Source organism: Bdellovibrio sp. 22V (assembly GCF_030169785.1).
In the GTDB taxonomy this organism is placed as follows: Bacteria; Bdellovibrionota; Bdellovibrionia; order Bdellovibrionales; family Bdellovibrionaceae; genus Bdellovibrio.
The window spans coordinates 1320537-1343405 of sequence record NZ_CP125854.1 but is presented as its reverse complement, the minus strand read 5'-3'; the positions used below and the strand labels follow the sequence as shown (position 1 = coordinate 1343405).

Genomic DNA, 22869 nt, shown 5'->3' with positions numbered 1-22869 from the left:
TAGGCTTCCGCAAGAAGCCTATTTTTCTTCGATGATACTGAGAATCGACCAACGCAAAGGAATTCCAAAAGCAAATCTTGGAAAATCCCGGCGCGAATAGGGACGAACAGTCGTTACAGAACCTTCGCTTGTTCCGACTTTGAGTAATGTATATTGTCCCGGCGTTTCGGGATCGATCAAACCGAGCACACCTTGCTCGCGATCCGCATAAACTTTCAAAACGAAGTGATTGCCGCGAACCAAAGGCCCTTGCGGAATCAAATCATCAGGCAAAGGAATGTTTCTTCCGGGAGGGCGCCCTCGGCCGTGCGGACCTTCTGACATGGAGCGAATCTCGGTGTAATTCAAAAGCAGAATTTGCACACGGTCATTCCAGAGCTCTTCTTCGGAAAGGGGCACGTCTTTGTGGTAGCGACCCTTCACGACGAATTCTTTTTTGATATTCAGTTTTTTATAAAGCAGCTGAAGAAAAGCAAGCAAATCGGGTTCAATCAATCCGCGATTGATCTCAATGTGTTTGCCGCGCAAAACAGATCCGATCTCTTTAATCAGATCGACGAGTTGCGTTTTATCGTAAGTCTGCTGCAAAGATTCAAGCTGAAGCCAGTTCACTGCTGTCGTCGGCCCACACAAAGAACTTTCCGAGCCCGCCGGGATCACGCCTTCTTCGTAAAACAACGCATCTTTCTGATCGAGCATCAAGGAGGGCAGCTGCGCCTCTGCCGGCAAGGTGCGGGCGAGGGTCGCGGTGGTCATCAAGAGTGAGGCAAGAATTAGAATCAAAATTTTTGTCATGCCGAGGTTTTAGCAGAGTCTATATATAGACAAAATGGGCCGCCTCCGGAGTGGAAATCTTTTTATACAAATACCCCCCTGGACCTTCGCCCGGGCCCATAAGTTTTGCTAATACGTGTTATAACAAAATGCGTAATTCCTAAGAAATATCATATATTTAGAGCCATTTTGACTCTCGAGATCCCGGCATCATCGTTGCACTAATGAAAGCATGTAGGCACCGCGGGTTTGGGGGCGAATTTACCGGGGGCTGAGGGGGGCAGAATGGCTCTTCTGGGAAAAAAATTCAGAACGTTAACCGAATTTAGACAGAAGCGAGTCATATTATGGAGAGAGATCTAAACGTTACGGATCTTGAACTGGTTGAAAAAGTGAAGTCTGGAGACAGAAGAGCTTTTTCCGAACTCGTGAAACGACATCAGAGAAGTGTGCTACGGCTGAGTTTGAGGTTTGTGAAGGACATGGATACGGCGGAGGATGTAACGCAAGAAGCGTTCATCAAAGCTTACGAAAAGCTGAACTCCTTTGAAGGTCGTGCCTCTTTCAAAAGCTGGTTGTTCCAAATCGCAGTGAATACTGCCAGGAATAAAATCAGGGAATGGAAAAGGGAGACCGTAGATATCGATGATGTGCAGTTGGCTGTCGATGCAGAAGCAGAAAGCACTCTCGTGCATACAGCGGTTGCCGATATCCTTCACAAAGAAGTGGAGAAATTGCCATTTAAACAAAAAACAGCGTTGGTACTTCGAGTTTACGAAGACCTCAGCTTTAACGAGATCGCTGATATCATGGAGTGTCCATACGACACGGCGAAGGCGAATTACCGCCACGCTCTCATGAAACTGCGCCAAACCTTTGAGCAACAAGCGGAGCTCAAGAATTGGACGGAAGAAGTAGGCGGTTTCTTTTTGGAAGTGAACCAAAGATTTGCGGAAGCAGAAGGATAATCAATGGATCGCATGGACCCGAGAAATGAAATGAATCGAATGGATAAGGTGCGGCAAGGTCTGAAGGCCTCTGACGATCTTGAACTTCCGATGAATGACGATTTCTTTGATCGTCTTCACGACAAGATCATGGCAGAGGTCGAACAAACTGAAATCGCACCAGCTCCTATGCTTATGACACCGCGAAATCTTTTGCGCGCTCATTGGAGAGGATGGCTTTATCCGGCAGGCGGTGTGATGTCGGTTTTTGTATTCGCTTCACTTCTCCTGACTCAGGTGTCAAAAGTAAACCAGTCTATGCAAAGAGCAGGATTGCTGAGCGATGGTCATGAGCGTATTGTTAGCGAGGCTCTCTTGTCCCCAGAGGACCTGTCCCAGACTTTAATCAGCACGCAGAGCGAATCTGACTTTTTTATGGACGTAGCTCGCGAATCATTCGAAAATTTATCTGTATCTAAATTCAATAAAATCATGGGTGAGAGCGGACGCTAGTCACCCATTTTCGGGTGAAACGCGTGCGCTGTATTCTTGCTATTCTACTTCTAATTTCTTTCTGCGGCTTTTCTCAAGCTGCAGAAAAACGCAATCAACTTGAAGAACTTCTTATTTGGAAGATGAGTGATGAGCTGAAGCTCAATCCCATCGAGGAAAAGAAATTCGCGGAAATCGTGCAAACTCTGAACTCGAAGAAAGCGGATATTAATCATTCTTTGCAAAGTTCCTTGGAAAAGATGAACAAAGCGACAACGAAAAAAGCGAAAGAGGATGAACTCGCGCAGTATCGCAAGTCATTGCAAAGTTACGGTCGTTTGAATGAAGAAGAGTTTGATAAGTTAAAAACTCTTTTGGGGCCGGAGCGCATGGTGCAGTATCTGCAAATCAAACAGGATCTTACCAATCGGATCAAAACTATGCTGGCGAATCCCGAAGCGACAAAGAGTCCCAAGACGGCTTTGCCGCAACCGAAGCTTATCGAAGAAAAATAATTACTTAGTTTGTGTGAAGCCGGCTCTGTTCACGATCAGAGTCGCCGCTTTTTGAATCAAAGCGGTCATTTGTTCTTTGTACTGAGCCGCCATTTTTTCCGCGGAAAGTTTAGAGGCTTCCGCGCACGTCTTTCCTGTTTTAAATCCGGCGTCTTCAGGGGAAATAGTCACGCGGGCTTCGAGTTCTCTTTGTTTCACGTTCCACATTTCGGCGCCGATCATAGTGTAGCCTTCAAGATCGCCTTTTTTTCCCATCGGAGATTGGCAAAGAAAACCGTATCCTGCTTTGTGTACCGGAAAGTTGTCGTTCAAAGTCGGATGGATGACAAGGATGTGTTCGGCACCTTGCTTTTCCGCTTCGGACAAAACGTATTGCTGCAAAACCTGATAGCGATTTCCTAGGTAAAGATTCTTCAGGCGCAAAGCATCTTCTTTCGCAGATTGAATTTTCCGTGCGTCTAATTGGACAGCGACGGTTTTTTTGCCAAGCTGGGAAAGTTCTGCGTTTACTTTCTCCGTCATAACCTTATTCACGTCCCACGAAGCTGTGTTCGTCGTATATTCTTTGTTCGTAAAAACAGTCGTGCCTTGATACTTCAGCGTAGCTTTGTCGTCGAGAACCGAAACTATCCCGATGTTGTTCAGATTTTTAACTTTGCTTTCGTCGACAGAGATGGTGCTGCAGTTTGTAAGAAGAAGCGAGGGCAGGATGAGAAAAAAGTACTTAAGCATGATGTTCCTCCGCAAAAAAGGATAATGATTTTTAAAGCGGAAGTCTACAGGACTGGCTGTTCGACAGAAAGATCGAAACTACTTTTGTTGCGCTTGCTTGGTGATGTCGACAATCATTTGTTTCAAAGCGGCTGTCGGATCTGGGGCTTTTTCGAGCGCTTTGCAGTTTTCAATAAAGCGGCTGTAATCGGACCCCAACAGTTCATAAAGAGTTTGAAAGTCACTGAGGTCTTGCATATAGGTTTTGTAAACCAGAAGACGAGCGTTGTTGAGTTTCAGCTCGGGAAACTTTTTGTGATTGTCGGTTTGTAAATGCGGCTGAAGTTCCGTCGTGAATTTTTCCTGAATTTGGCGGATGCGCTCCATCCGTTTGTCTTCAGAGCGGTCGTCTGCGGGAAGATCTTTGTACCATTTTTCAAGAGCGGCCAACTCTGTCGAAATAAACTTCGAAAAAGCTTTGGCATCGTCATTTTCTTTTCTGAGCTGTAAAAGAGTTTTCGAGTCAGGACCTTCTTTTTTAAGATAAAACTGCTCGGCTCCCTTATTGCCCAGAAAAGTCGCGAGACGCTCGTTAAAGTCCGCCGCATGTTTTATGTAAAGAGTCGCATGAACCGTTTCGTGAATAATCGTATTCACAAGATCGTAATCGTCATAACGAAGCATCGAGCTTAAAAGCGGATCATTAAAATATCCCAACGTGCTGTAAGCCGACACACCTCGCATGTAGGTGTCCAGATTTTCGCTTTGTTGCAGATCTTTTTCTTCTTCGCGGGCGTCGTTTTCGTTGAAGTAGCCTTTGTACGGCATTTTTCCAACGAACGGATAAGACCACTGATAATGTTTCAGTTCCCAGCGCGGGGCTGCACTCACCACATAAGTCACGTAAGGACGGTCCAGCTGCACGAACGAGGAATAGTTTTTTGTCGGCTTAAGATGAAGATCTTTTTCCGCGAACTTGCGCGCCTCTTGCGCTAAACGCAGTTTGTTTTTATCAGTTTCGGAAATCTGCGGATCTTTCAAGGCTTCTTCGATTGGCACGCGCTGACTGAGCAGCTTCATCTGATTATAGCCAGACTTCACCAGATAGCTGATCTGGCACGCGCTCAGAAGGGAAGCGCAAAGACAAAGAATAAGCAGGTGGTATATTGATTTCACGAAATCCTATTATAATACCCAAGTGATGCCGGCGCGAATCGAAGAGTCATCCGTTTGCATGCCGTCACCGATTGGTGTTTTCCAAACGTCATAACTCAGTTTAATTCCCAGAGTCTCTGTCATTTGAATTTTTAAACCGGCACCATAACTTGGGACGGTCGCGTTTTCCGGTTCTAAGGTGTACGTGTCCTGACCTTCGATCTTTACTTCTTGAAAGCGCGCGATTTGAGCTCCGCCGGCTTTGATGTAAGGTTGAAACAAGGACTTTCTATCGGCAAAAGTCAGAATGAGGTCGGCGCCGATAATTTGCGATTTCTGTTTTGTCGTACGTTGGGCATCAGCGGGACTGGCTTTTTCTTTGCGCAAACCTTTTGCGTCCGTGTAGCTCAGCTCTAAAGCCAAACGCTCAAGGAAATAAAAAGACAGAGAGCCCGTAACAGATTCAGAATCAAAGGAGTTGTTCTCGTCGAAAGTTGTTGTTTTTCTTCCGTAAGATAGACCTAATTCGGTATAAAGCGCATGAGCAGGAGAAGCGGAAGTCACCAAAAGAGCCAAAACGATAAATGCGGAGAATTTCTTCATTCTTTCATCTTAGCAAGGCTGTTTGACGAGTGACACAATTCTGGCAATGTCTGGACTAAAGAAGCTAGACCTTATAAAACTAAAGTATGGCTGAGAAAACACTAAAATGCGGATTACCTGAAGACGAGAACGAGCTTAAAAAACTTCTGACTCCAGAGCAATACCATATCATGGTTGAAAGCGGCACCGAGCGTCCTTTCCACAATGCCTATTGGAACCATAAGGAGCCGGGAATTTATGTCGACGCTATTTCCGGGGTTCCGCTTTTTTCCAGCGAAGATAAATTCGAATCGGGCAGCGGTTGGCCGAGTTTTACAAAACCTATTTCCCAGCAGGAGATTGTCGAGATCCCCGATTACGGTCATGGCATGACCCGTATTGAAGTTCGCGCAAAACAATCCAATTCGCACTTGGGCCATGTCTTTGATGATGGTCCTCCGCCGACGGGTCTACGTTACTGTATCAACTCGGCTTCGCTGCGATTTATTCCTAAAAAAGATAGCAACGCAAAGACATAGACAGGCCTTCGCGGTCTGTTTACAATTTTCCTTTAACAAGGACGTTGCAACATGAAGCTCGGTATCGAAGTCTTTTTAGAGAATTCCAAACTTCTTAAGTCATTGAAAAACAAAAGAGTCGGAATCGTTTGTCATCCGGCGAGTGTCGATGAGAATCTTCAACACAGTTTGGATCTGCTTTCTAAAAAAATAAAACTCTCTTGCGCTTTCGGGCCTCAGCATGGGGTGCGTGGGGATAAGCAAGACAACATGATTGAAAGTCCCGACTTCGTCGATCCTGTTTTGAAGATTCCCATTTTCAGTCTTTACGGGGAAGTGCGCCGTCCGACAAAAGAAATGATGGAGCACTTTGATGTCTTGCTTTTTGATTTGCAGGACTTGGGCTGCCGTATTTACACCTTCATCACTACTTTGCTTTACGTCATGGAAGAGTGCGCGAAGCTTGGCAAAACCGTTATCGTGTTGGACCGCCCGAATCCGGCGGGACGACCGATCGAAGGTTTTAAAATGCTTCCGGGCTGGGAATCTTTTGTGGGCGCGGCTCCCATTCCTATGCGCCACGGTCTTACGGTGGGAGAGTTGGCTCTGTACTTCAAAGATTACTACAAAATGGACTTAGATCTTCAGGTTGTGAAGATGAAAGGCTATTCACCGGATAAAGCTCCTGGTTATGGTTGGGATACAAAGCGGGCGTGGGTGAATCCTTCTCCGAATGCGGCGTCCTTGAATATGGCGCGCGCGTATTCAGGAACTGTTTTGATTGAAGGCACGACCTTGTCAGAGGCGCGCGGCACGACACGAGCTTTGGAAATTATCGGCGCCTCTGATATCGACTTCGCGGAAGTTTTAAAACGCATGAAGAAAAAAGCGCCGCAATGGCATAAGGGCGTGACGTTGCGTGAATGTTATTTTGAACCGACCTTCCACAAGCACGTCGGAAAACTCTGCCATGGCTTTCAATTCCACACGGACAGCAAAAGCTACAAACATGAGCAGTTCAAACCGTTCCGTCTTGTGGCGCTGATGTTGAAAGTGATCCGCGAAATGCATCCCGAGTATCCGATCTATCGCGACTTTGCTTACGAGTATGTGCGTGATCGTTTGGCTTTCGACGTGATTAACGGCGGACCAGCATTAAAAGACTGGATTGAAAACGCCAAAGCCACGCCGAAAGATCTCGACGCCGCGTTAAGCAAAGACGAAAAGTCGTGGGCAAAAGAACGTAAAAAATATCTCTTGTACTAGAGGTACGGCCGTACCTTTTAATTGCGGTTTACGAGGGTCGGTGGGGCGTAGTTGACCGTGAAGGAAAATTTGATGTGGATGAAGCCATCGTCTTGCACCATTTCCTGCGGAGGATTTGGAAAGACTTTGGCTTCTTTGAAAGCATTGATCGCAGCGGCGTCGAAAGCACGAATGCCTGACTCTTTCATAATCAACGCTGAACGCAAATAGCCATTTTTATCCAACAGAAATTCCACGTGTGTGATCCAGTTGCGATTGCCGGCTAACGCTAATGTCGGTCGGTCAAAGCTGTTGATGGCGGATTGCACGCGGCTTTCCCAGCGATAGCGAATCAACTCTTCCATGCGCGCATAGAATGTATAAAAAAGGTAGCGATCTGTATTGAGCGCCGTGAACGAACCGACCTTCATATCGCGTGGCATGGATTCGCCGATCGTGGAAAGACCATCGCTGTAGCGATTCATCTCGGCAAGATCTTGCGTGATATCCATTTCCTTCCAGCCGTCATCCGCCTTTTCGACTTTTTCTTGCGCACGTTTTTGTGCCTGTCGCTGTGGCTGTGTCTTTTGCTCTTGGACGGGCCCGGGTTGATTGGCTCGATTGGAAGTCATTCCGCTTTGCGCAGCTCTTTGCTCTTGGCGCACTCTCTGTTTTTGTTCGGAAAGAAAACGCGCCAATGTTTCATCGTCGGGAGCTTTCATTTTTTCCGGCACCAACGCCTGTCGCACGATCTGTTGTTTGTTCGGTGTTAACGCTTCGAGGATTTGCCCCTCGGGAAACAACTGCACCTCAATCGTCTCTTTGCTGGGAATTTGCAATAGAGGTGCAAGCCAAAGGATCGCTCCGATCAGCAGAGAATGGACGAGAACGCTAAATAAAACGGCGCGAATCACTGGCATCGTCTCAATATAAGACGAAACTGGACTTAGGTGCAAGACGGCTAAAGTTGAAACATTTTTTGCCGATAAGAAATGAGTCACAGGGGGAAATAATGGGGAAAGTTCTCGATATTACGCCACGCCTAAGAGCTCAGAATTCTTTGGAAAATGGTAAAAAAGAGGTGGGGGCGGAGGTCCTTGATATCACGGAAGCGCGTCAGGAAATCTTGAGCCGCGATCGCCGTGAAATTAAAAGAACGATCTTAACTGAATTCGTGGGCGCTTTCGTGGTTCTTCCAGAGAAGGGTCTTTTGAAAGCGGCTCTATATGACATCTCTGAAAACGGGATGGCTTTTGATTTGGAATTGATGGAAGGTGGCTTTTCACAAGGTGATGAGGTGGCGATGCGTGTTTACCTTAACCACTCCACATATTTTCCATTCACAATTCGCGTAAATAACAGTCGTGCTCTTGAGGATGAAGGTGTGATTCGTCATGGCGCTAGTTTCGTCAAGGGAACTATGAATGATGTAGCGCTTCATCACTTTGTAAAATTCATTGAAAACGTCAGTGCGAGCTTGAAAACAGACGCTGGCGACGTACTCGTTTCCCATATCTCATAATTTCAAATTCTCGCGACCCTTTTCCGTGGACTTTGGTCCTGCAATTTGTTGCAATTTAGCTGTGGATCTTCTGCAGCGGATGCAGAGAGATTGCATGGACCATAACTACGGAGGGTTGTCCTTTGAGTAAAGCTAAGCGCAGAAAAATTGTTGTTGATACGAATGTGATTCTTTTCGACGCCCAGGCGATCCTGCGTTTTGGAGAAGCAGACGTTCACATCCCAATCTCTGTTATCGAGGAAGTGGATAAATTCAAAAGAGACCAAGGCGAGAATGGCCGTAACGCTCGTCAATTCAGCCGTTTCATCGACGTGCTTCGTGCGAAAGGTTCTTTGGCAAGCGGAGTGCAAATCGACAACTCCGAAACAATGGTCTATATCAACACTGACTTGATGTTGGCAGGTATGCCTTCCGAGTTGGATCATCAAAAAGCGGACAACCGTATTTTGAATACGGCGCTGGCTTTGCAGAAACAACATCCACGCTACAAAGTGGAGTTGATCTCTAAAGATATCAACTTGCGTATCAAGGCAGACGTTTACGGCGTTGTTGCGAAAGACTACGAAACCAACGATATCAACCGCGATGATTTGTACGAAGGCTATCAAGAGATTTTGGTTTCTCCAGAGCAAATCGACTCTTTCTACAAAGAAAAACGTTTCATCACAGACATGAAGCTTTACGCGAATCAGTATGTGATCATGAAAGACTCTGCAAACCCGAATCACTCGGCGATCGGCCGTTACAGCTTTGCTGAAAAAGCGATCGTTCCCTTGATGCAGGCTGCGGATTCCATCTGGGGCATTCACGCAAGAAATGTCGAACAGGCGTTTGCGATGGACTGTCTTTTGAATGATGAGATTTTATTCGTATCTTTGGTTGGTAAAGCCGGAACGGGTAAAACTTTGCTCGCAATTGCGGCAGGTTTGCATAAAACTCTCGATCAAGGCCAATTCCAGCGCTTGTTGGTTTCTCGTCCTATTTTCCCAATGGGCCGTGACATCGGATATTTGCCAGGTGACATAGAACAAAAATTAAATCCCTGGATGCAACCAATCTTTGATAACGTAGAGTTCTTGATGGGTGCGGACAAAAAAGCAGCAGGTCGCGCGCAGGAACTGATCAATCAAGGCATGTTGAATATCGAACCGCTGACGTACATTCGCGGTCGCAGCATTCCGAAGCAGTACCTTATCGTTGACGAAGCACAAAACTTGACTCCGCATGAAATCAAGACCATCGTTACGCGTGCAGGCCGCGGCACGAAAGTGATTCTGACTGGTGACGTTTACCAGATCGATAATCCTTACGTGGATTCCGCAAACAGTGGTCTGACCTACGCGGTCGAGAGATTCAAAGGGCATCCTATTGCTGCTCACGTGACTCTCACGAAAGGTGAAAGATCGGAGCTTGCCGAATTGGCAGCAAATATTCTTTAGGAGTTAGAAAATGGTTCAGGAAATTGATGTAGGATATACGGCAACAATCACTGTGCAAGTGACAGACAAAATGGTTCGTCAGTTTGCAGAGCTTTCTGGTGACCATAATCCTATTCATCTTGACGATGAGTACGCTTCCAAAAGTCGTTTCAAACGTCGTATCGCCCACGGCATGATCGTGGGAGCTCTGATTTCCAGAGCTCTTGTTGATGGTATCGGTCGTGGCGGTATTTACTTGGGCCAATCTCTTAAATTCGTAAATCCTGTGTTTATTGACGACACGATCAATATCACAATCAAAGTGACTGGCATTCGTAAGGAAAAAGGTATCGCAACTGTTGAAACCAACGCGACGAAACCGAACGGTGATATCGTTGTTAAAGGCGAAGCAGTTATCATGATGATGACTGTTTAAAAAGAGGTCTATGGCTAAAACCTTCCACCTTGTATATATGAGTCATGCGGCAGAGGATATCAGTTACACTGATATCCGCGATATTCTCGATATCTCCCGCAAGAACAATGCAAGTGAAGGCGTCACGGGACTTCTTATTTTCCGCGAAAGCTACTTCCTGCAACTTCTCGAAGGCGACGAGAGAAGCGTTAAAAAGATTCTTGGTAAAATTATGATGGACGATCGTAATCACACTTTGAAAGTGTTGATTGAAACCTCCAGCGACAAGCGTCTTTTTAGCAGTTGGGCGATGGCTTTCGTTGACGGTGATATCTCCAGCAATTCGACACAAGAGTTGGTGGATCTTTTCAATACCTGCGAAAAGCACGACAAAAACAACATCATTCCTATGCTGGAAAAGTTTCGCGCTTCCGCGCCCGATCTTAAATAAAAATCACAACAAGCCCGGGGAGTATTCATGGACTGGTTTAAAAAACTTCTTTCTGCAAAGAACTACAATACGAAACAAGATGATCTTGCTTTGGCGATGTTGCGCGTTTTTATCGGCGCGACAATGGCGTTCTCTCACGGACTTGGCAAAATTCCTCCTCCAGAAATGCTTGTTCAGGGTGTTTCCAGTTTAGGATTCCCGATGCCAGAGATGTTTGCGTGGAGTGCTGGCTTGGCTGAATTCGTTGGCGGTCTTTTGCTGGCAATTGGTTTCTTGACGAGACCCGCAGCCGCGTTCGTTGTCTTTACGATGGGTGTAGCCGCTTTTGCGGTTCACGCAGCGGATCCTTTTGCAAAAAAAGAAATGGCTTTGTTGTACTTCTTCGCGGCTTTGTTCTTTGTCCTACACGGGGCGGGCAGGTGGTCGGTGGATCACTTACTTACAAAGAAAAACAATATGTAAAAAAAAAGGGGCCGAGAGCCCCTTTTTTTTATTTTTTAAAGAACATCCAGCAATCGGCTGCGGAGCTTGTCTTTAAAGTTTAAAACGTTCACATCAGCTTGAAGAAGTTGTTCCAAGCTCACCATCGTCTGTGTGCTAAAGCCGCAAGGATGAAGTCCCTGAAAAGCCTCTGGGTCGTATTTCAGATTGATTGCGGCGCCATGAAACGTGACCCACTTGCGTACGGCGATTCCCAGCGAAGCGAGTTTTTTATCTTCAACCCAAACTCCCGTTTCGTCTGCCTCGCTGTCTGTTTGCGGATTTCTGTGAGTCGAACGGCCCTGCGCCTGGACATTGTAAGTTTTAAGAACGTCGACAATGGCTTCTTCAAAAGCTCTCAAATAACCGACGATTTCCCGCGACTGCCGTCCTTTTCTTTCATGTGTGAGATTTAAAATCGGATAAACAATAAGCTGGCTCGGGCCATGATAAGTGGCGCGTCCTCCGCGAGAAACCTCAAGAACGGGGCCTTGCCACGCAAAAATGTCTCCAGGCTTAGTGGCCCGTCCTGTCGTAACCACGGGAGGATGGGAGCAAAAGATCAAGTATCCAGGCGAGTTCTCTTCCTGAACTTTTTCAACGAGTGTCGTTTGTTTTGCGAGGGCTTCTTCGTAAGGAATCAAACCCCAGTCTTCAAAGATAAGATCCGCCATGAATTTCTTTTGCCACTCTTCCTTCGCGATGTCATCGCTTTTGCGAAAATGTCGTTCCGAAATTATGGTCAAAACTTTAGACAGCAGTGTTTTTGAAGGTGTAAACGCTTTGGACAGAAAAATTTCAAAATGAGATTCATTTGAAAGCCCTCTGAAAACCCGGCAACAATGAAATCAAGAGAGGGATACTGCATGAAAAATCTTGGGATGATCTTTATTTTGATGGCGACGATGGCTTTGACAGGCTGTCTTGACAGCGGCTCTGGCAAAGAAGTTCCGTCGAATCTGAACAACGAAGATTTTGAAGTCGTCACAGATCCCGAGACCGAAAATGGTGGACAATCCGGGGGTGGCACGACCAACCCAGATGAAGAAAACCCATCGACACCTTCTCAGCCTTCAACGCCCGATGGTCTTGAAATCAATAAGGGCGAAACGCTGACGGCTTCAACGAATCTCCTTCTCGATTTTTATCCTCCTTATCATTCTGCGTATGCCAAGGTCTCAGAGAATGACAATTGCGCTGACGGCGTTTGGGAAAACTATGCCGACAGCCGCAGCTTGGTGAGTTCTAAAACAAATCAGAATGTCCCTGTGAGTGTGCAGTTTCGTGATCATGACGGTCGCACGAGTGAATGTTATGTAAAAAGAATTTTCATCGATCAAACGGGGCCTGAAATCGTTTTTGCAAAATATCCTGTGGCTCCCGTTGAAGAAGGCCTCGATGTTGAGATTGTTTTTTCCGTGACGGATCCTGGCGCAGGGGTGGCGGAAGTCACATGTCAGTTCGGTCCGATTTCGAAAGCGTGTGCCGCAGGCCAAAACAAAATCATCTTCCCGAAAATGGCCGGTGGAGATTATACACTCAACGTTTCCGCAAAGGACAAGCTGGGACAGGCCTCTCAGAAGTCCGTTTCGTTCAAAGTTTCTTCTTTGTATAAACAGATGGCGCAAAACGTGAAAGTAAACGAGTACCAGAAAGTAGACATTCTTTTTGTTATCGATAACTCCGGCTCAATGGCCTATGAACAAAAAAGCATGGCCTCACGCGTGCGCAATTTCTTGGATGTCGTGAAAGGCTTGGATTGGCAGATTGCCGTGACAACAACGGATCCTGAAAACAAAACGCTCGGTGACGGTCGTTTGGTGCCTCTTTATGGCAGAACAGGATCTTATATTTTAAATTCTTCTGTCGCTGACAGTGAAGCGCGCACGATCCTTGGTAATACATTACAACGTTCTGAAACGGGAAGCGGCAGTGAGCAAGGTATTTATACAGCCTATCGAGCGGTCGAAAGATCGTTGGCTGCAAGCGGCGGTAACGTGAACTTTATCCGTTCCGACGCACAACTGGCGGTCGTTTTGATCTCAGACGAAGATGAATCCGCGAATGGGCTTAAGAATGATCCCGCGAACTTTGTGAAGTTTATCCAAAGCAGTTTCAATGGCCAAAAGGCGATGAGCTTTCATTCGATCATCGCACGTCCTGGCGACAAAGCCTGCCTCAGTGGTGAGGGTTATTCAGCGGGATTCCGTTACGAGGCTATATCCAAACTGACAGGCGGTGTGATCGGTGACGTGTGCGCGACGGATTATGCAGCTCAAGTGCAGGGCATTGCGGAGGGTGTTCGTAATACCTTGAAGTCGATCACCTTGTCCTGTGCTCCGGTGATTGACTCAATGAGATCTCTTTTGGTTTTGAAAGACGGGCAAGTCTATGACGGAACTCGCACCGTTCAGGGATTGAACGTGGTTTTCGATCAAATGCTTCCCGCAGGAAACTATGAAGTTCTCTATTCGTGTTTGAAGTAATTAGTTTTTGCTAATATCCGAGTTAAAGGAGATGTCGCTTTGACTGACTTTCGTATCAGCCGCTGTGCGATCTTCTTTTTTAAGAAGGCTTTTGAGCACCAGGCGCGCCGGTGTATCCACCATCAATGTAAATCCTGATGGAATCGACGTGTTGCGCTCAAGGGCTTTTTTAAGATCCGGATTGTAAAGAATAAAATCTTCTTTTGCCAAACCACTGCGACGCAAAAGTTCCTTAGCGGAGATAGCGCGCGCCAGTTTCACGGTATGCAGATCCAAAGTTTTTTCGTACTCAAGGTCTTCAAAAATCTGGTCGTGATATTTCTCCGCGTAAAGGGCCGCTAAGAATTCACAATAGAAATTCGAAGAAGCAAAATCGAAAGTTTTTGATTGATAGTTTTCAATGATCTCTTCAAGTTCTTTACTGTCGGCAGCCTTGATTGCGCGGCGGATTCCCGAAGGGCCGTGATTCCACGCCGTGATCGCCAATGGCCATGAACGGTGCAGGATCATGTGATTTTCTTTCAACAAGCGAGCGGCTGCGTCCGTCGCCTTAAAAGGAGAATTGCGTTCGTCGATGTGCTCATTCACGGTCATAAAGCTTTTTCCCGTATAATCCATGAATTGCCAGATTCCGGAAGCGCCGACTTTGCTGACAGCGTGGCGATTGAAGCTGCTTTCTACAAAAGGCAAACGAGTGAGCTCCACAGGAAGTTTGTGATTGCGGAAAATTTCTTCCATGCCACTCAAATAAAGAGGACTGACCTCAAGACCTTCCGCAAAGAAGTTCTTTTGCCCCGTCTGCACGCGCACGTTCTTTAATGCGTCTTTGGCTTTCTCTTTAAGCGAACCTTCAAGTCCTTCCAAAGCTTCGGCGACAGCGACCTGGTATTCGTTTTCTGTGTCTACGTCACCAGTGCGCGCAAGTTCACGTAAAGCTTCGCGGATATTTTGAACTTCGTCAGTCACGAACTCTTCCGCTTTCAGATTGCGCATCCAGCGGGCCTTTGGCATTTCTGCATTAACGATGCTTGTGACATCAATAACTTTAAAAACAATCCAAGGATACATCGTATGATGTACGACTTTTTTATTGGAATCATAGCGAGTGTAAATATCGAACCAGAAACCAACGCGAGGACGAAGGCCTTCCGAGATAGTGAAGGGTTCGGAGATTCTGTCTTCATAATCACTGAGAATTTCTTCGCGATGGTAAACGATGTCAGGGTCCCGAGTGAAGATCACACCGTCAAGGATCACCCTCTGAATTTTTTTGATTTGTTGAACGACGATGGGAAAGCTTGCCGAATTAAAAAGACCAATAAGCAGCGTCAAAGTCGTGAGTGTTACGACCACGCCGCGAGTGTGTCTTTTTGAGACGATATTTTTAAGAAAATTCCAAATTCCCAAGCTCTTCATGCACTTCTTGTTAGAGCAAGAGTGATGCTAGGTTCGGAACCCCTTAAATGCGGTTTATTGCGAATGAGAAACTCTCACTGTCTAAAAGAACGTCACTGGCAACAAAATTAGCATCGAGAAAAGAAAGGCTCACATTTGCAGGAGTGCGCAGAAATGAGAAAGGGGCTTTTCAGCCCCTTTTTTGAATTAGTCGTTATCACCTTGGTGAGTCGGTGGCGCTCGCAGCGCAAGGGCTGCAAGGACTTCCGTTTTCAGCAAGAAAGCGACTTCGCGAACATCCGCGTGGACAGCGCAAATCTCAACTTTGCGATCCGTCATTGTCGTCGCTTTGCAGAGAGCGGAATCCATAGCTTCCACTTGCTCTTTCAACGTGCCGTTGTCTTGTGCCGCTCGCAAAGAACGCAACGCTTGATCTAAAGCAGCGATTACTTTTTCAGACACGTCAGCGCGGCCTGATTGGATCAACAAATCATCCAAGCCAAAGCCAGGTTGGTTGGAATAACTTCCAGTAAAGATCGCTTTAAAGCCTTTAAGCTGGGCTTCCGCGGACGCCAAAGACAAACCAGAATAAAGATGCTCAACATCTTTTGGGCATTTGTCTTCCGTGCAGTCTTTGTGACGAGCTGTCGGTTTACCTAGTTTCGTGTCTTTCAATTTTTCGATATGTGCCAACGCGTCCGTCAAAGCATTGATGGATTCTTTCATGCTTGAGTAGCGGGAACCATCAATCATCGTTTTTGTGAAATTGCCGGATTCAATCGCCCACGCGAATTGAAGGTCTTGGGCCTTAGCCTGAACGTCTTTCACAAGTTCTTGAGCCCATTGACAGCGATCCAGTTTCTTTTGTTGCTCGCTGCGGGCATTCCACTCTGCCATCGTGGGATTTGCGCGCAAGTTGCACGTGCTCTTGTAGGATTTCTCGAACAAAAGATATTCAAGAGCGGAAAGACCACGAACGTTGAAAAGCAATCTGTCGGCCGTCACAGGCGTTTGCGAGTGTTCAAAAACTTTTTTATCGATGTCGCAAGTATTGAGGTAAGGCCAAGAATACATGTAGTCGTTCAAGTAACGGCCGTTATCCATCAACGGACCGAATGGAGCGGCCTCGATCTCGTGGAAAGCCAACATCACGCGTTCCCAGTCCAATTGGGCTTGCGTCTCTTCACGGCGAGCGGAAGCACCTGTTGCCAAAGTCTCGCAATACTGGCGCAAAGAATTTTTCAAAACAGGAACTTGCGTATTGAAGTTATCAACAGCACGAGCAATCACATTCGTTCCGATATTGATCAACATCTTTTGCTCGCTAAAAGAGCCTTCGTTGGGTTTCTGGAATTCTGGAGGAAGTGAACCGCCGCCAGATTGTGTGCCGTTAGTTCCCGGGCCTGACGGAGATGATTTTTCGCTTTGGAAGAAATCCGCGCAAGAGGCTGTAAGAAGGCAGGTTGCGACCGCCAAAGAAGCCTTTAGAACAAGGGATTTAGACTGCATAGGACCTCACTTTCCGAGGCCTCTTTGTGCCCGAAATGGGACGGGTATGACAAGTTTTCATGGAGGGCCCTGTATAATTGAAAACGCATTGAGGATAGAGGGAAGATGAGTGTGAAAAATCTGCTTGTGTGGTAACAAGTTAGCATGTTTGAAAAGCCGGAAAACTGGACAAGACTGCAAAAACTGCTGTTCCAATTTGATGAACCCACGTCGCGGCTTTATCACGTCAATATCATTTCAAGTCTTCTCTTGGTTTTCATCGTTCTGTGGCTCGTTGGCCGACGTCAGAACTTGTCCTTTCAAACACTTCTCAGCCGTTGGGTTTTGCGCAAAAAATACTGGTGGAATCGCTCAACGAAACAGGATTACCTGATTTATTTCCTCAACGCCCTTTTTAAGAGCTTTTTGTTCGTCCCCTTATTCGAAGGCAGCTTTCATATTTCGCAAGCCGTGATTCGCTTTCTCGTGCGTTTTAACGGCGGAGACTTGCTTGATATTCCCGTTAATAACTCTCTTTTGCTGGTATTTACGTTGGGAGTTTTTGTGTGGGACGATTTCCTGCGTTTTTTCCACCACTGGTTGATGCATAAAATTCCTTTTCTCTGGGAATTCCATAAACTGCATCACAGTGCGCGAGTGTTAACACCTGTAACTCTTTATCGGGCGCATCCTGTGGAGTCGATTTTAGCAATCTTGCGTAACAGCCTGAGTTTAGGTGTGGCCATCGGCATTTTTATTTTCGTGTTTGGCTCAAGCTTTTCGTTGTGGACGCTGTTGGGGATTAACGGCTTCGGTTTTATTTTCAACTTGGTCGGAGCGAACCTTCGCCACAGCCACATTCCGCTCAGCTTTGGTCCTTTCGAGAGACTGTTGATCAGTCCCATTCAACATCAAGTGCACCATTCGAAAAATGCAGTTCACTATGACAAAAACTTTGGTGTGAGTTTGGCGGTCTGGGACGGACTTTTTGGTTCGTTGGTTTTTTCTAAAGACGTGCAAAAACTGAAATTCGGTTTGAACGAACGTTTTCATACCTCGCTTTGGGAGCACTACAAAGCGCCCTTCATCGCGGTCTTTAATAAGATATTTGCCTCAAAATGAGGGAGAAAAACTCGAATTTTTCTCCCTTAGAATTTAGAAGTAGTGTTTGAGTCCGACAAGCAAGCTGCGCGCTTTGCCCGGACGAGCACCGAAAGGTCGCAAAGATACGAGATAATCGTGATCAAAGATATTATCAACACGAGCGTAAACGGAGCCCGCCTTGTCGTACTGATATTTCATCGTCCAATCGACAACGCCATAGGCAGGAATTTCCTGGCGATTTAGCGCCACTGTTTGGTCGTACATTTTACCAGTCCACGAAACGATCACTTCTTGGCTGTATTTCTTGTACTGAGTGCCGATCCCAAGGCTGTATTGCGCTTCAGGAACGTAGGGTAAAGGATCGCCAGACTTAATCTCTCCTTGGCCCCATTCCGGGTTGGAAGAGCTGGAGTCGGCTGCGAATTCCGCCTTTGTCACAGTCATATTGAAATTCACTGGAATGTAAATATTCTTCCACATGAAACCCTTCGCGAATCTTGTTTCCAAACCGCGAATCAAAGCTTTACCGCCGTCAAACTCTTGATCGAGATTTCCGCCCGTACATCCGGAAGAGAACGAACAAGTTCCTTTGATGTTCTGATAGTCCGCCACAAAGGCGATACCCTCGGCAAAGAACTCGTGATCGGCATTGGAGTAACGCACACCTGTTTCGTAGTTGATGCTTTCTTCCGGTTTTTCGCTTTGAGTTTGGCCGGGACCGACAACAGTAAAGCCGCGATTAACACCCACAAGAGCTGACCAACGCTCATTGAATTGGTAAAGCGCTCCCGCGCCCGGAACAAAAAGATTTTCATCTCCGTTTGTTTCCGTGTTCGTAAGATCGTTTTGGGAGTTGTAGCTCACACTCTCAAAACGGCCGGAGGCATTAAATTTCCAAGCATTCCACAACATTTCATCCGTCGCCGTCAAAGTAACGACTTGCGAAGTGTCCTGTGTTTTATTCGTCGCTTTACGAGGATCCGCTGTTCTTACAAGGGAACCCGAAGTCATCGAAAATAAATCTTCCGAATGATTACGGCGAATCTGATCTTGATGCAGGCGAAGTCCCAAACTCACTTGATGAGTCCAAGAATCCACTGTGTGCACAGAGAAAGAACCCGTTTGCACACCTTGGCTGAAGAAGTAACGATCATTGTTTGTAATGACGATATCACCGTCATTGGTACCCAGACTTGAAGAATCCGCAGCCCCCGTGATGATATTGTAATAACCTTGATTCGCACCTGACGACGGATTTCTAAGAACGGAATTCACGTCGATGGTGGTATTTCTAAAATTATTAAAGCGCGACCAATCACGATGAAACTTATTGTGATAAGCCGTAGCCCATAAACCCCAGTTTTCTTGTACTTGAGTTTTATAGGTGAGTTGATATTGCTCGTGCTGCCAATCCATCAGATCGTTCTCTGAAGCGGCGTAACGACGGTACGGCGAACTGTAAAAATCATCTTCGCTCAACCCAAGATAGGTCTCGTCAGAAAGCTCAGTTCCGTAGCCGATCTTCCATTCGATGGAATGACGGCGATCACCGCCTAAGCGCTGTTCACCCTTTAGAAGGAAATCGTTTTTATTAAAGCCCGTGTTGGCACCGTTATCCAACTTCTTAAAACCGTCTGTTTGCAAATGTGTACCTTCAATAAGGATAGCACCTTGTTCCCACACACGGCCGACATTGGCGCGATATTTTTGCGTATTGAATGTTCCGCCGGCAAGATCCACTTCTGCACGATTTTCTTTTGGAAGACTGCGCGTGATGTAGTTGATGGCTCCGCCGATAGAGTTAGGTCCGTAAGGAACAGAAGCCACGCCTTTGAACACCTCAAGGGATTCAATCTTACTCATAAAAGGAGTGTAGTAGGCTGCAGGAGCCGAGTAAGGAGCGGGACCGATTAAAATTCCATCCTCCAGAATGACGACTTTACGGCTGCGGTGAGGATGAGTGCCGCGCAATCCGATATTAGGTCTTAAACCAAAGCCATCTTCTTCTTGAACGTAAACACCGGGAACCTGTTTAAGGACGCGGTTCACGTCGCTTTGTTGCTGCTGTTCAAGTTTGGCTTTGTCGATGAAATGAGCGGAATTTGGTTGCAACAATTCTTCTTCAGAACTGCCGATCACCTTAACGGGACCGAGTTCTGACATTTTTGCTGCCACCTCAGAAACGTCTTCGGCCTGAGAGTTCAGGCCGAAGAGTGAAACTAAAATAAGTGTCGAGAAAAACTTAGTCATGATTACTTGTAATCAAGTTCCTTGATGATGCGAACTGCAGCAGGAACGCTTTCACCGATAACAGACCAGCTCGTTGCGTCTGCTTTAAATGTGCCCCAATCTTTGATCAAAGTGTTTGGAGTTACGCCTACAGCTGCAGGGTATTCCAAGTGGCTTGAAGAAAGGTGCAATTGAGCAGGTTCTTGCAACATCAAAGAGATGAAGTCTTGAGCCAATGCCGCATTTTGAGAGTTCTTAGCGATACCGATACCAGAACCGTTCACGTGAGCGCCCGTGCTGTCTTGGTTAGCGAAAAGAACTTTGACTGGGAAGTTCGGGTTTTGTTGAACCATACCAGCAAGGTAGTAAGTGTTTGCAATACCAACGTCACAGATACCGTTAGCCATTGCCGTCATCATTGCAGTGTCGTTCGGGTAAACGTCTACTGCCAAGTTTTCAAGGATACCCGCTACGATATTTTTCGCCGTAGTTTCACCTTTGTGGTGAACGAAACTTGCGATCAACGCCACATTGTAAGTGCCTTTAGAAGTTCTCATGCACACGCGGCCAGCCCATTTAGGATTTGCAAGATCTTCGTAAGAAGAGATTTCAGAAGGATTCACGCGAGAAGAGTCATAAACCAAAGTACGAGCTCTGTAAGTCACAGCAACCCAGTGGTCGTTCGCATCTTTCATTGCAGGCGCAACGCGAGATTTAACAGCCGCGGAAGTCAAAGGCTGCAAAAGACCTTTGTTCGTCAAATCAGAAAGGAAAACCAAGTCTTTTGTGAAAATAAGATCTGCAGGAGAGTTTGCACCTTCTGCTTCAAGTTGTGCCACGATATCAGCGTATGGTTTTTCAACAACAACCACTTCAACGCCTTTGTCAGCTTTGAATTGGTCAACGATAGGTTGAAGACGAGCCGTTGGACGGTCTGTATAGATCGTAAGAGTTTCTGCTTGAGCTACGACAGTCATAGACACAAGAAGAGCTGCGATAAGCATTTTCATGTAAGACTCCTTTTATGGGTGTTCGATTTCGAGAGCAGGAGATACCCAATCTGAGAGGGGCACACAACCTTTCCGTGCTTTGTGCGCCTAAATGAAAGAGGATTGAAGATGAAAACGTATTGAGAACGAAAATGAGTGCGCTTCAGCAGGTAACCCCTTAAAATCGCGTAAAAAAGACAAGGTTGTTGTTGAGTTGCAAGAGCATGTTGATAAAGTTCTTACCCATTGGAGGCTTCTATGAAAATCGTCGTCAGTTTGGCTCTTTTCTTTGCGTCGGTTTCGGCATTGGCTCGTCTTTCCGACGGGAAAGTCAACTTGAACATACAAAAGAAGATTCTTGTGGCTTCGGTCGCACCCGGTTTTCATTTTAATAAAGAGGCTCCCGCGCACCTCACAGTCATGGATAAAGAGTCCGCTCCTCTCAAAAAAGAAGAAAAGGAAATGTCTTTCGACCTTAACGGGATTGGGGGCAAAACCTTCTCGGTCAGCTTTTATGTTTGCGACGATAAAAAAACCGTCTGTGAAGAGCATAAATACGATCACGTTCTTAAAAACGGAAAATTAGTGGCGGCTAAAACCGAGGCCGCTGCGACGAAAGCTTCCTTAACACCATCAACACAGAATAAGTCGGTGAAAGAACATCTTAATGCACATGGCTTTATTGAAAATGACCTTGCCGCCGCATTGGCCAAGGCGAAAAAAGAAAACAAGCTGGTCTTCGTCGACTACGGGGCTCCATGGTGTCCTGCGTGTGTGCGCTATGAAACAGAAACGTTTAATACGAAGACTTTTAAAAATGCCGCAAAATCTTTGGTGAAGCTCGCTTTGAATGCCGATCTGGCGCAGAACAAAGACTTTGGCGACAAATACAAAATCAAAGCGCTCCCGACGATATTGATCCTCAATGCGCAAGGCGAAGAATTGTACCGCATGCTGGATTTCAAACCGGCGGATCTTTTGGTGAAAGAATTGAAACAAGCTTTGCTGCAAAAAACCGCGATGGCCGATCTTCAGAAAAAAGCGGAGCAAGGGGATAAAAGCGCAATCTCGTTATTGGCAGAGCACGCTTCAAATAGCCTTCAGTACGAAGAGGCCGTGAAGTGGTATGCGAAACGGGGCGAAGCAAGCGAAGAATACGCGAATGCTGAGATTATGTTGTGGGCGCAAAAGTTCGAGGAAGATCCAAAGAACAAAGAAAAATACATTGCGACTTTGCAGAAATGGATCGCGCAATATCCGAACTCTTATACGGCGATTTCTGCGCGCAACGACTGGGCGGAAATCTATAAGGACGAAAAATCCTTTCCTGAATCCGTGAAAAACGAACTTGCTAAAAATATTCAAATTCTGTCTGAGGTCGCTGTTTCGAATGAGAAATCAGTGGCTCTGTTTAAGGACTGGGGTGTTTCAAGCTATGCGCCTTTCGAACAAGTGGACTTGTTATCGCAATGGTTTTCTTCCGCGAAATATCTGAAGAAAGATACAGAAGCCAAGGAGATTCAGGGAAAATTGCAAGCTCTTCTGAAAAAACATCCGTTCACGGTGCAACGTCCCGGTGAGATCATGACAGCGGCGGCGTACTTTCGCAAAGCCGAGCTGACGAAAGAAGAAGGCGATTGGCTTTTGAAACTCGTCGAAAAATACCCGGATACTTACGTATATCATGCGCGACTGGCTTCCTATTACAAACGCCAAAAAGACTATGCGAAAGCTCTGCCAGAGGCGGAAAAAGCGGTCGAGCTCGGAGCGGATTTGCGTTTCTTTTATTTGAAGACTCTTGCTGAGATTCAAAAAGAATTAAATCAAAAAGAGGCTGCGAGAAAGTCTATTGAACAGGCTTTGGCTTTACCGGAAGCCAAGAACGAAAAATATAAATCGGTGGCGCAGGCACTTGAAGAAATGAAAAAGAGTTTGTAAAGGAAAGGGGCCGCA

The 22869-nt window shown here is 46.3% G+C and carries 23 protein-coding genes; 13 read left to right on the top strand and 10 right to left on the bottom strand.

Going from position 1 to position 22869, the window contains the following annotated elements; all coding sequences use genetic code 11:
- Nucleotides 1–18: 18 nt before the first annotated feature.
- Entirely contained in the window at nt 19–795 is a 777-nt protein-coding gene (locus QJS83_RS06505; RefSeq protein WP_284608347.1) for a hypothetical protein, read from the bottom strand.
- Nucleotides 796–1121: 326 nt separating this feature from the next.
- Here QJS83_RS06505 and QJS83_RS06500 point away from each other — a divergent pair, with 326 nt between their 5' ends.
- The 3 genes from QJS83_RS06500 to QJS83_RS06490 are packed head-to-tail and all read left to right on the top strand — an operon-like array spanning nt 1122 to nt 2728.
- Nucleotides 1122–1742, top strand: a complete 621-nt coding sequence (locus tag QJS83_RS06500) for an RNA polymerase sigma factor (RefSeq protein WP_284608345.1) — start codon at nt 1122–1124, stop codon at nt 1740–1742.
- A gap of 39 nt (nt 1743–1781) precedes the next feature.
- Nucleotides 1782–2234, top strand: a complete 453-nt coding sequence (locus tag QJS83_RS06495; protein WP_284608344.1) for a hypothetical protein — start codon at nt 1782–1784, stop codon at nt 2232–2234.
- A 23-nt stretch (nt 2235–2257) separates the two neighbouring features.
- Nucleotides 2258–2728 (top strand): hypothetical protein, encoded by a 471-nt coding sequence (locus tag QJS83_RS06490; RefSeq protein WP_284608343.1) that lies wholly within the window; start codon nt 2258–2260, stop codon nt 2726–2728.
- Here the strand turns inward: QJS83_RS06490 and QJS83_RS06485 are convergent, their stop codons facing one another.
- From QJS83_RS06485 to QJS83_RS06475, 3 genes are all read right to left on the bottom strand, one after another.
- Nucleotides 2729–3460, bottom strand: coding sequence for a hypothetical protein (locus QJS83_RS06485; RefSeq protein ID WP_284608341.1), 732 nt, complete (start codon nt 3458–3460; stop codon nt 2729–2731). It abuts the gene before it with no gap.
- Between the two features lie 78 nt (nt 3461–3538).
- The gene (locus tag QJS83_RS06480; protein ID WP_284608340.1) at nt 3539–4615 is read right to left on the bottom strand and encodes an aminopeptidase; all 1077 of its coding nucleotides are present in this window, start codon (nt 4613–4615) and stop codon (nt 3539–3541) included.
- 9 nt (nt 4616–4624) lie between these two features.
- Nucleotides 4625–5197 (bottom strand): porin family protein, encoded by a 573-nt coding sequence (locus QJS83_RS06475; protein WP_284608339.1) that lies wholly within the window; start codon nt 5195–5197, stop codon nt 4625–4627.
- A gap of 86 nt (nt 5198–5283) precedes the next feature.
- Here QJS83_RS06475 and msrB point away from each other — a divergent pair, with 86 nt between their 5' ends.
- Together msrB and QJS83_RS06465 are read left to right on the top strand one after the other, a co-directional pair.
- Nucleotides 5284–5715: a peptide-methionine (R)-S-oxide reductase MsrB gene (msrB, locus tag QJS83_RS06470; protein WP_284608338.1), complete on the top strand. Its 432-nt coding sequence runs from the start codon at nt 5284–5286 to the stop codon at nt 5713–5715.
- A 51-nt stretch (nt 5716–5766) separates the two neighbouring features.
- Nucleotides 5767–6960 carry an exo-beta-N-acetylmuramidase NamZ family protein gene (locus tag QJS83_RS06465; RefSeq protein WP_284608337.1) on the top strand — a complete coding sequence of 398 codons (1194 nt, stop codon included), beginning with the start codon at nt 5767–5769 and terminating at the stop codon, nt 6958–6960.
- 17 nt (nt 6961–6977) lie between these two features.
- On the opposite strand, the gene tolA is transcribed toward QJS83_RS06465, so the two are convergent.
- On the bottom strand, nt 6978–7859 hold the full coding sequence (gene tolA / locus QJS83_RS06460) for a cell envelope integrity protein TolA (protein WP_284608336.1): 882 nt from the start codon (nt 7857–7859) through the stop codon (nt 6978–6980).
- 92 nt (nt 7860–7951) lie between these two features.
- Here tolA and QJS83_RS06455 point away from each other — a divergent pair, with 92 nt between their 5' ends.
- From QJS83_RS06455 to QJS83_RS06435, 5 genes are all read left to right on the top strand, one after another.
- On the top strand, nt 7952–8461 hold the full coding sequence (locus tag QJS83_RS06455; RefSeq protein WP_284608335.1) for a PilZ domain-containing protein: 510 nt from the start codon (nt 7952–7954) through the stop codon (nt 8459–8461).
- Nucleotides 8462–8583: 122 nt separating this feature from the next.
- A complete protein-coding gene (locus QJS83_RS06450) occupies nt 8584–9900 on the top strand; it encodes a PhoH family protein (protein WP_284608334.1) in 1317 nt (438 codons plus the stop codon).
- Nucleotides 9901–9910: 10 nt separating this feature from the next.
- Nucleotides 9911–10315 (top strand): MaoC family dehydratase, encoded by a 405-nt coding sequence (locus QJS83_RS06445; protein ID WP_284608333.1) that lies wholly within the window; start codon nt 9911–9913, stop codon nt 10313–10315.
- A 10-nt stretch (nt 10316–10325) separates the two neighbouring features.
- Nucleotides 10326–10745 (top strand): BLUF domain-containing protein, encoded by a 420-nt coding sequence (locus QJS83_RS06440; RefSeq protein ID WP_284608332.1) that lies wholly within the window; start codon nt 10326–10328, stop codon nt 10743–10745.
- Between the two features lie 27 nt (nt 10746–10772).
- A complete protein-coding gene (locus tag QJS83_RS06435; protein WP_284608331.1) occupies nt 10773–11207 on the top strand; it encodes a DoxX family protein in 435 nt (144 codons plus the stop codon).
- A gap of 35 nt (nt 11208–11242) precedes the next feature.
- Here QJS83_RS06435 and lipB read toward each other — a convergent pair whose 3' ends face one another.
- Complete coding sequence (lipB, locus tag QJS83_RS06430) at nt 11243–11899, bottom strand: lipoyl(octanoyl) transferase LipB (RefSeq protein WP_284608330.1); 657 nt, start codon at nt 11897–11899, stop codon at nt 11243–11245.
- 192 nt (nt 11900–12091) lie between these two features.
- Here lipB and QJS83_RS06425 point away from each other — a divergent pair, with 192 nt between their 5' ends.
- Nucleotides 12092–13711, top strand: a complete 1620-nt coding sequence (locus tag QJS83_RS06425) for a hypothetical protein (protein WP_284608329.1) — start codon at nt 12092–12094, stop codon at nt 13709–13711.
- Here the strand turns inward: QJS83_RS06425 and QJS83_RS06420 are convergent, their stop codons facing one another.
- Both QJS83_RS06420 and QJS83_RS06415 read right to left on the bottom strand, forming a co-directional pair.
- Nucleotides 13712–15127 (bottom strand): lytic transglycosylase domain-containing protein, encoded by a 1416-nt coding sequence (locus tag QJS83_RS06420; protein ID WP_284608328.1) that lies wholly within the window; start codon nt 15125–15127, stop codon nt 13712–13714.
- Nucleotides 15128–15313: 186 nt separating this feature from the next.
- Complete coding sequence (locus tag QJS83_RS06415; protein ID WP_284608327.1) at nt 15314–16615, bottom strand: imelysin family protein; 1302 nt, start codon at nt 16613–16615, stop codon at nt 15314–15316.
- Between the two features lie 144 nt (nt 16616–16759).
- Between QJS83_RS06415 and QJS83_RS06410 the strand changes: the two genes are divergently transcribed.
- Nucleotides 16760–17716 carry a sterol desaturase family protein gene (locus QJS83_RS06410; RefSeq protein ID WP_284608326.1) on the top strand — a complete coding sequence of 319 codons (957 nt, stop codon included), beginning with the start codon at nt 16760–16762 and terminating at the stop codon, nt 17714–17716.
- 33 nt (nt 17717–17749) lie between these two features.
- Here the strand turns inward: QJS83_RS06410 and QJS83_RS06405 are convergent, their stop codons facing one another.
- Together QJS83_RS06405 and QJS83_RS06400 are read right to left on the bottom strand one after the other, a co-directional pair.
- The gene (locus QJS83_RS06405) at nt 17750–19948 is read right to left on the bottom strand and encodes a TonB-dependent receptor family protein (protein ID WP_284608325.1); all 2199 of its coding nucleotides are present in this window, start codon (nt 19946–19948) and stop codon (nt 17750–17752) included.
- A 2-nt stretch (nt 19949–19950) separates the two neighbouring features.
- Nucleotides 19951–20937 (bottom strand): extracellular solute-binding protein, encoded by a 987-nt coding sequence (locus QJS83_RS06400; protein WP_284608324.1) that lies wholly within the window; start codon nt 20935–20937, stop codon nt 19951–19953.
- 237 nt (nt 20938–21174) lie between these two features.
- On the opposite strand from QJS83_RS06400, the gene QJS83_RS06395 reads away from it, so the two are divergent.
- Nucleotides 21175–22854, top strand: a complete 1680-nt coding sequence (locus QJS83_RS06395) for a thioredoxin family protein (protein ID WP_284608323.1) — start codon at nt 21175–21177, stop codon at nt 22852–22854.
- Nucleotides 22855–22869 lie beyond the last annotated feature (15 nt).

Excerpts from the sequence above, each read along its gene's own strand:
- QJS83_RS06505 (WP_284608347.1), bottom strand. The coding sequence starts at position 795 with ATGACAAAAATTTTGATTCTAATTCTTGCCTCACTCTTGATGACCACC.
- QJS83_RS06500 (WP_284608345.1), top strand. The coding sequence starts at position 1,122 with ATGGAGAGAGATCTAAACGTTACGGATCTTGAACTGGTTGAAAAAGTG.
- QJS83_RS06495 (WP_284608344.1), top strand. The coding sequence starts at position 1,782 with ATGGATAAGGTGCGGCAAGGTCTGAAGGCCTCTGACGATCTTGAACTT.
- QJS83_RS06485 (WP_284608341.1), bottom strand. The coding sequence starts at position 3,460 with ATGCTTAAGTACTTTTTTCTCATCCTGCCCTCGCTTCTTCTTACAAAC.
- QJS83_RS06475 (WP_284608339.1), bottom strand. The coding sequence starts at position 5,197 with ATGAAGAAATTCTCCGCATTTATCGTTTTGGCTCTTTTGGTGACTTCC.
- msrB (WP_284608338.1), top strand. The coding sequence starts at position 5,284 with ATGGCTGAGAAAACACTAAAATGCGGATTACCTGAAGACGAGAACGAG.
- QJS83_RS06465 (WP_284608337.1), top strand. The coding sequence starts at position 5,767 with ATGAAGCTCGGTATCGAAGTCTTTTTAGAGAATTCCAAACTTCTTAAG.
- tolA (WP_284608336.1), bottom strand. The coding sequence starts at position 7,859 with ATGCCAGTGATTCGCGCCGTTTTATTTAGCGTTCTCGTCCATTCTCTG.
- QJS83_RS06455 (WP_284608335.1), top strand. The coding sequence starts at position 7,952 with ATGGGGAAAGTTCTCGATATTACGCCACGCCTAAGAGCTCAGAATTCT.
- QJS83_RS06445 (WP_284608333.1), top strand. The coding sequence starts at position 9,911 with ATGGTTCAGGAAATTGATGTAGGATATACGGCAACAATCACTGTGCAA.
- QJS83_RS06440 (WP_284608332.1), top strand. The coding sequence starts at position 10,326 with ATGGCTAAAACCTTCCACCTTGTATATATGAGTCATGCGGCAGAGGAT.
- QJS83_RS06435 (WP_284608331.1), top strand. The coding sequence starts at position 10,773 with ATGGACTGGTTTAAAAAACTTCTTTCTGCAAAGAACTACAATACGAAA.
- lipB (WP_284608330.1), bottom strand. The coding sequence starts at position 11,899 with ATGGCGGATCTTATCTTTGAAGACTGGGGTTTGATTCCTTACGAAGAA.
- QJS83_RS06425 (WP_284608329.1), top strand. The coding sequence starts at position 12,092 with ATGAAAAATCTTGGGATGATCTTTATTTTGATGGCGACGATGGCTTTG.
- QJS83_RS06420 (WP_284608328.1), bottom strand. The coding sequence starts at position 15,127 with ATGAAGAGCTTGGGAATTTGGAATTTTCTTAAAAATATCGTCTCAAAA.
- QJS83_RS06415 (WP_284608327.1), bottom strand. The coding sequence starts at position 16,615 with ATGCAGTCTAAATCCCTTGTTCTAAAGGCTTCTTTGGCGGTCGCAACC.
- QJS83_RS06410 (WP_284608326.1), top strand. The coding sequence starts at position 16,760 with ATGTTTGAAAAGCCGGAAAACTGGACAAGACTGCAAAAACTGCTGTTC.
- QJS83_RS06405 (WP_284608325.1), bottom strand. The coding sequence starts at position 19,948 with ATGACTAAGTTTTTCTCGACACTTATTTTAGTTTCACTCTTCGGCCTG.
- QJS83_RS06400 (WP_284608324.1), bottom strand. The coding sequence starts at position 20,937 with ATGAAAATGCTTATCGCAGCTCTTCTTGTGTCTATGACTGTCGTAGCT.
- QJS83_RS06395 (WP_284608323.1), top strand. The coding sequence starts at position 21,175 with ATGAAAATCGTCGTCAGTTTGGCTCTTTTCTTTGCGTCGGTTTCGGCA.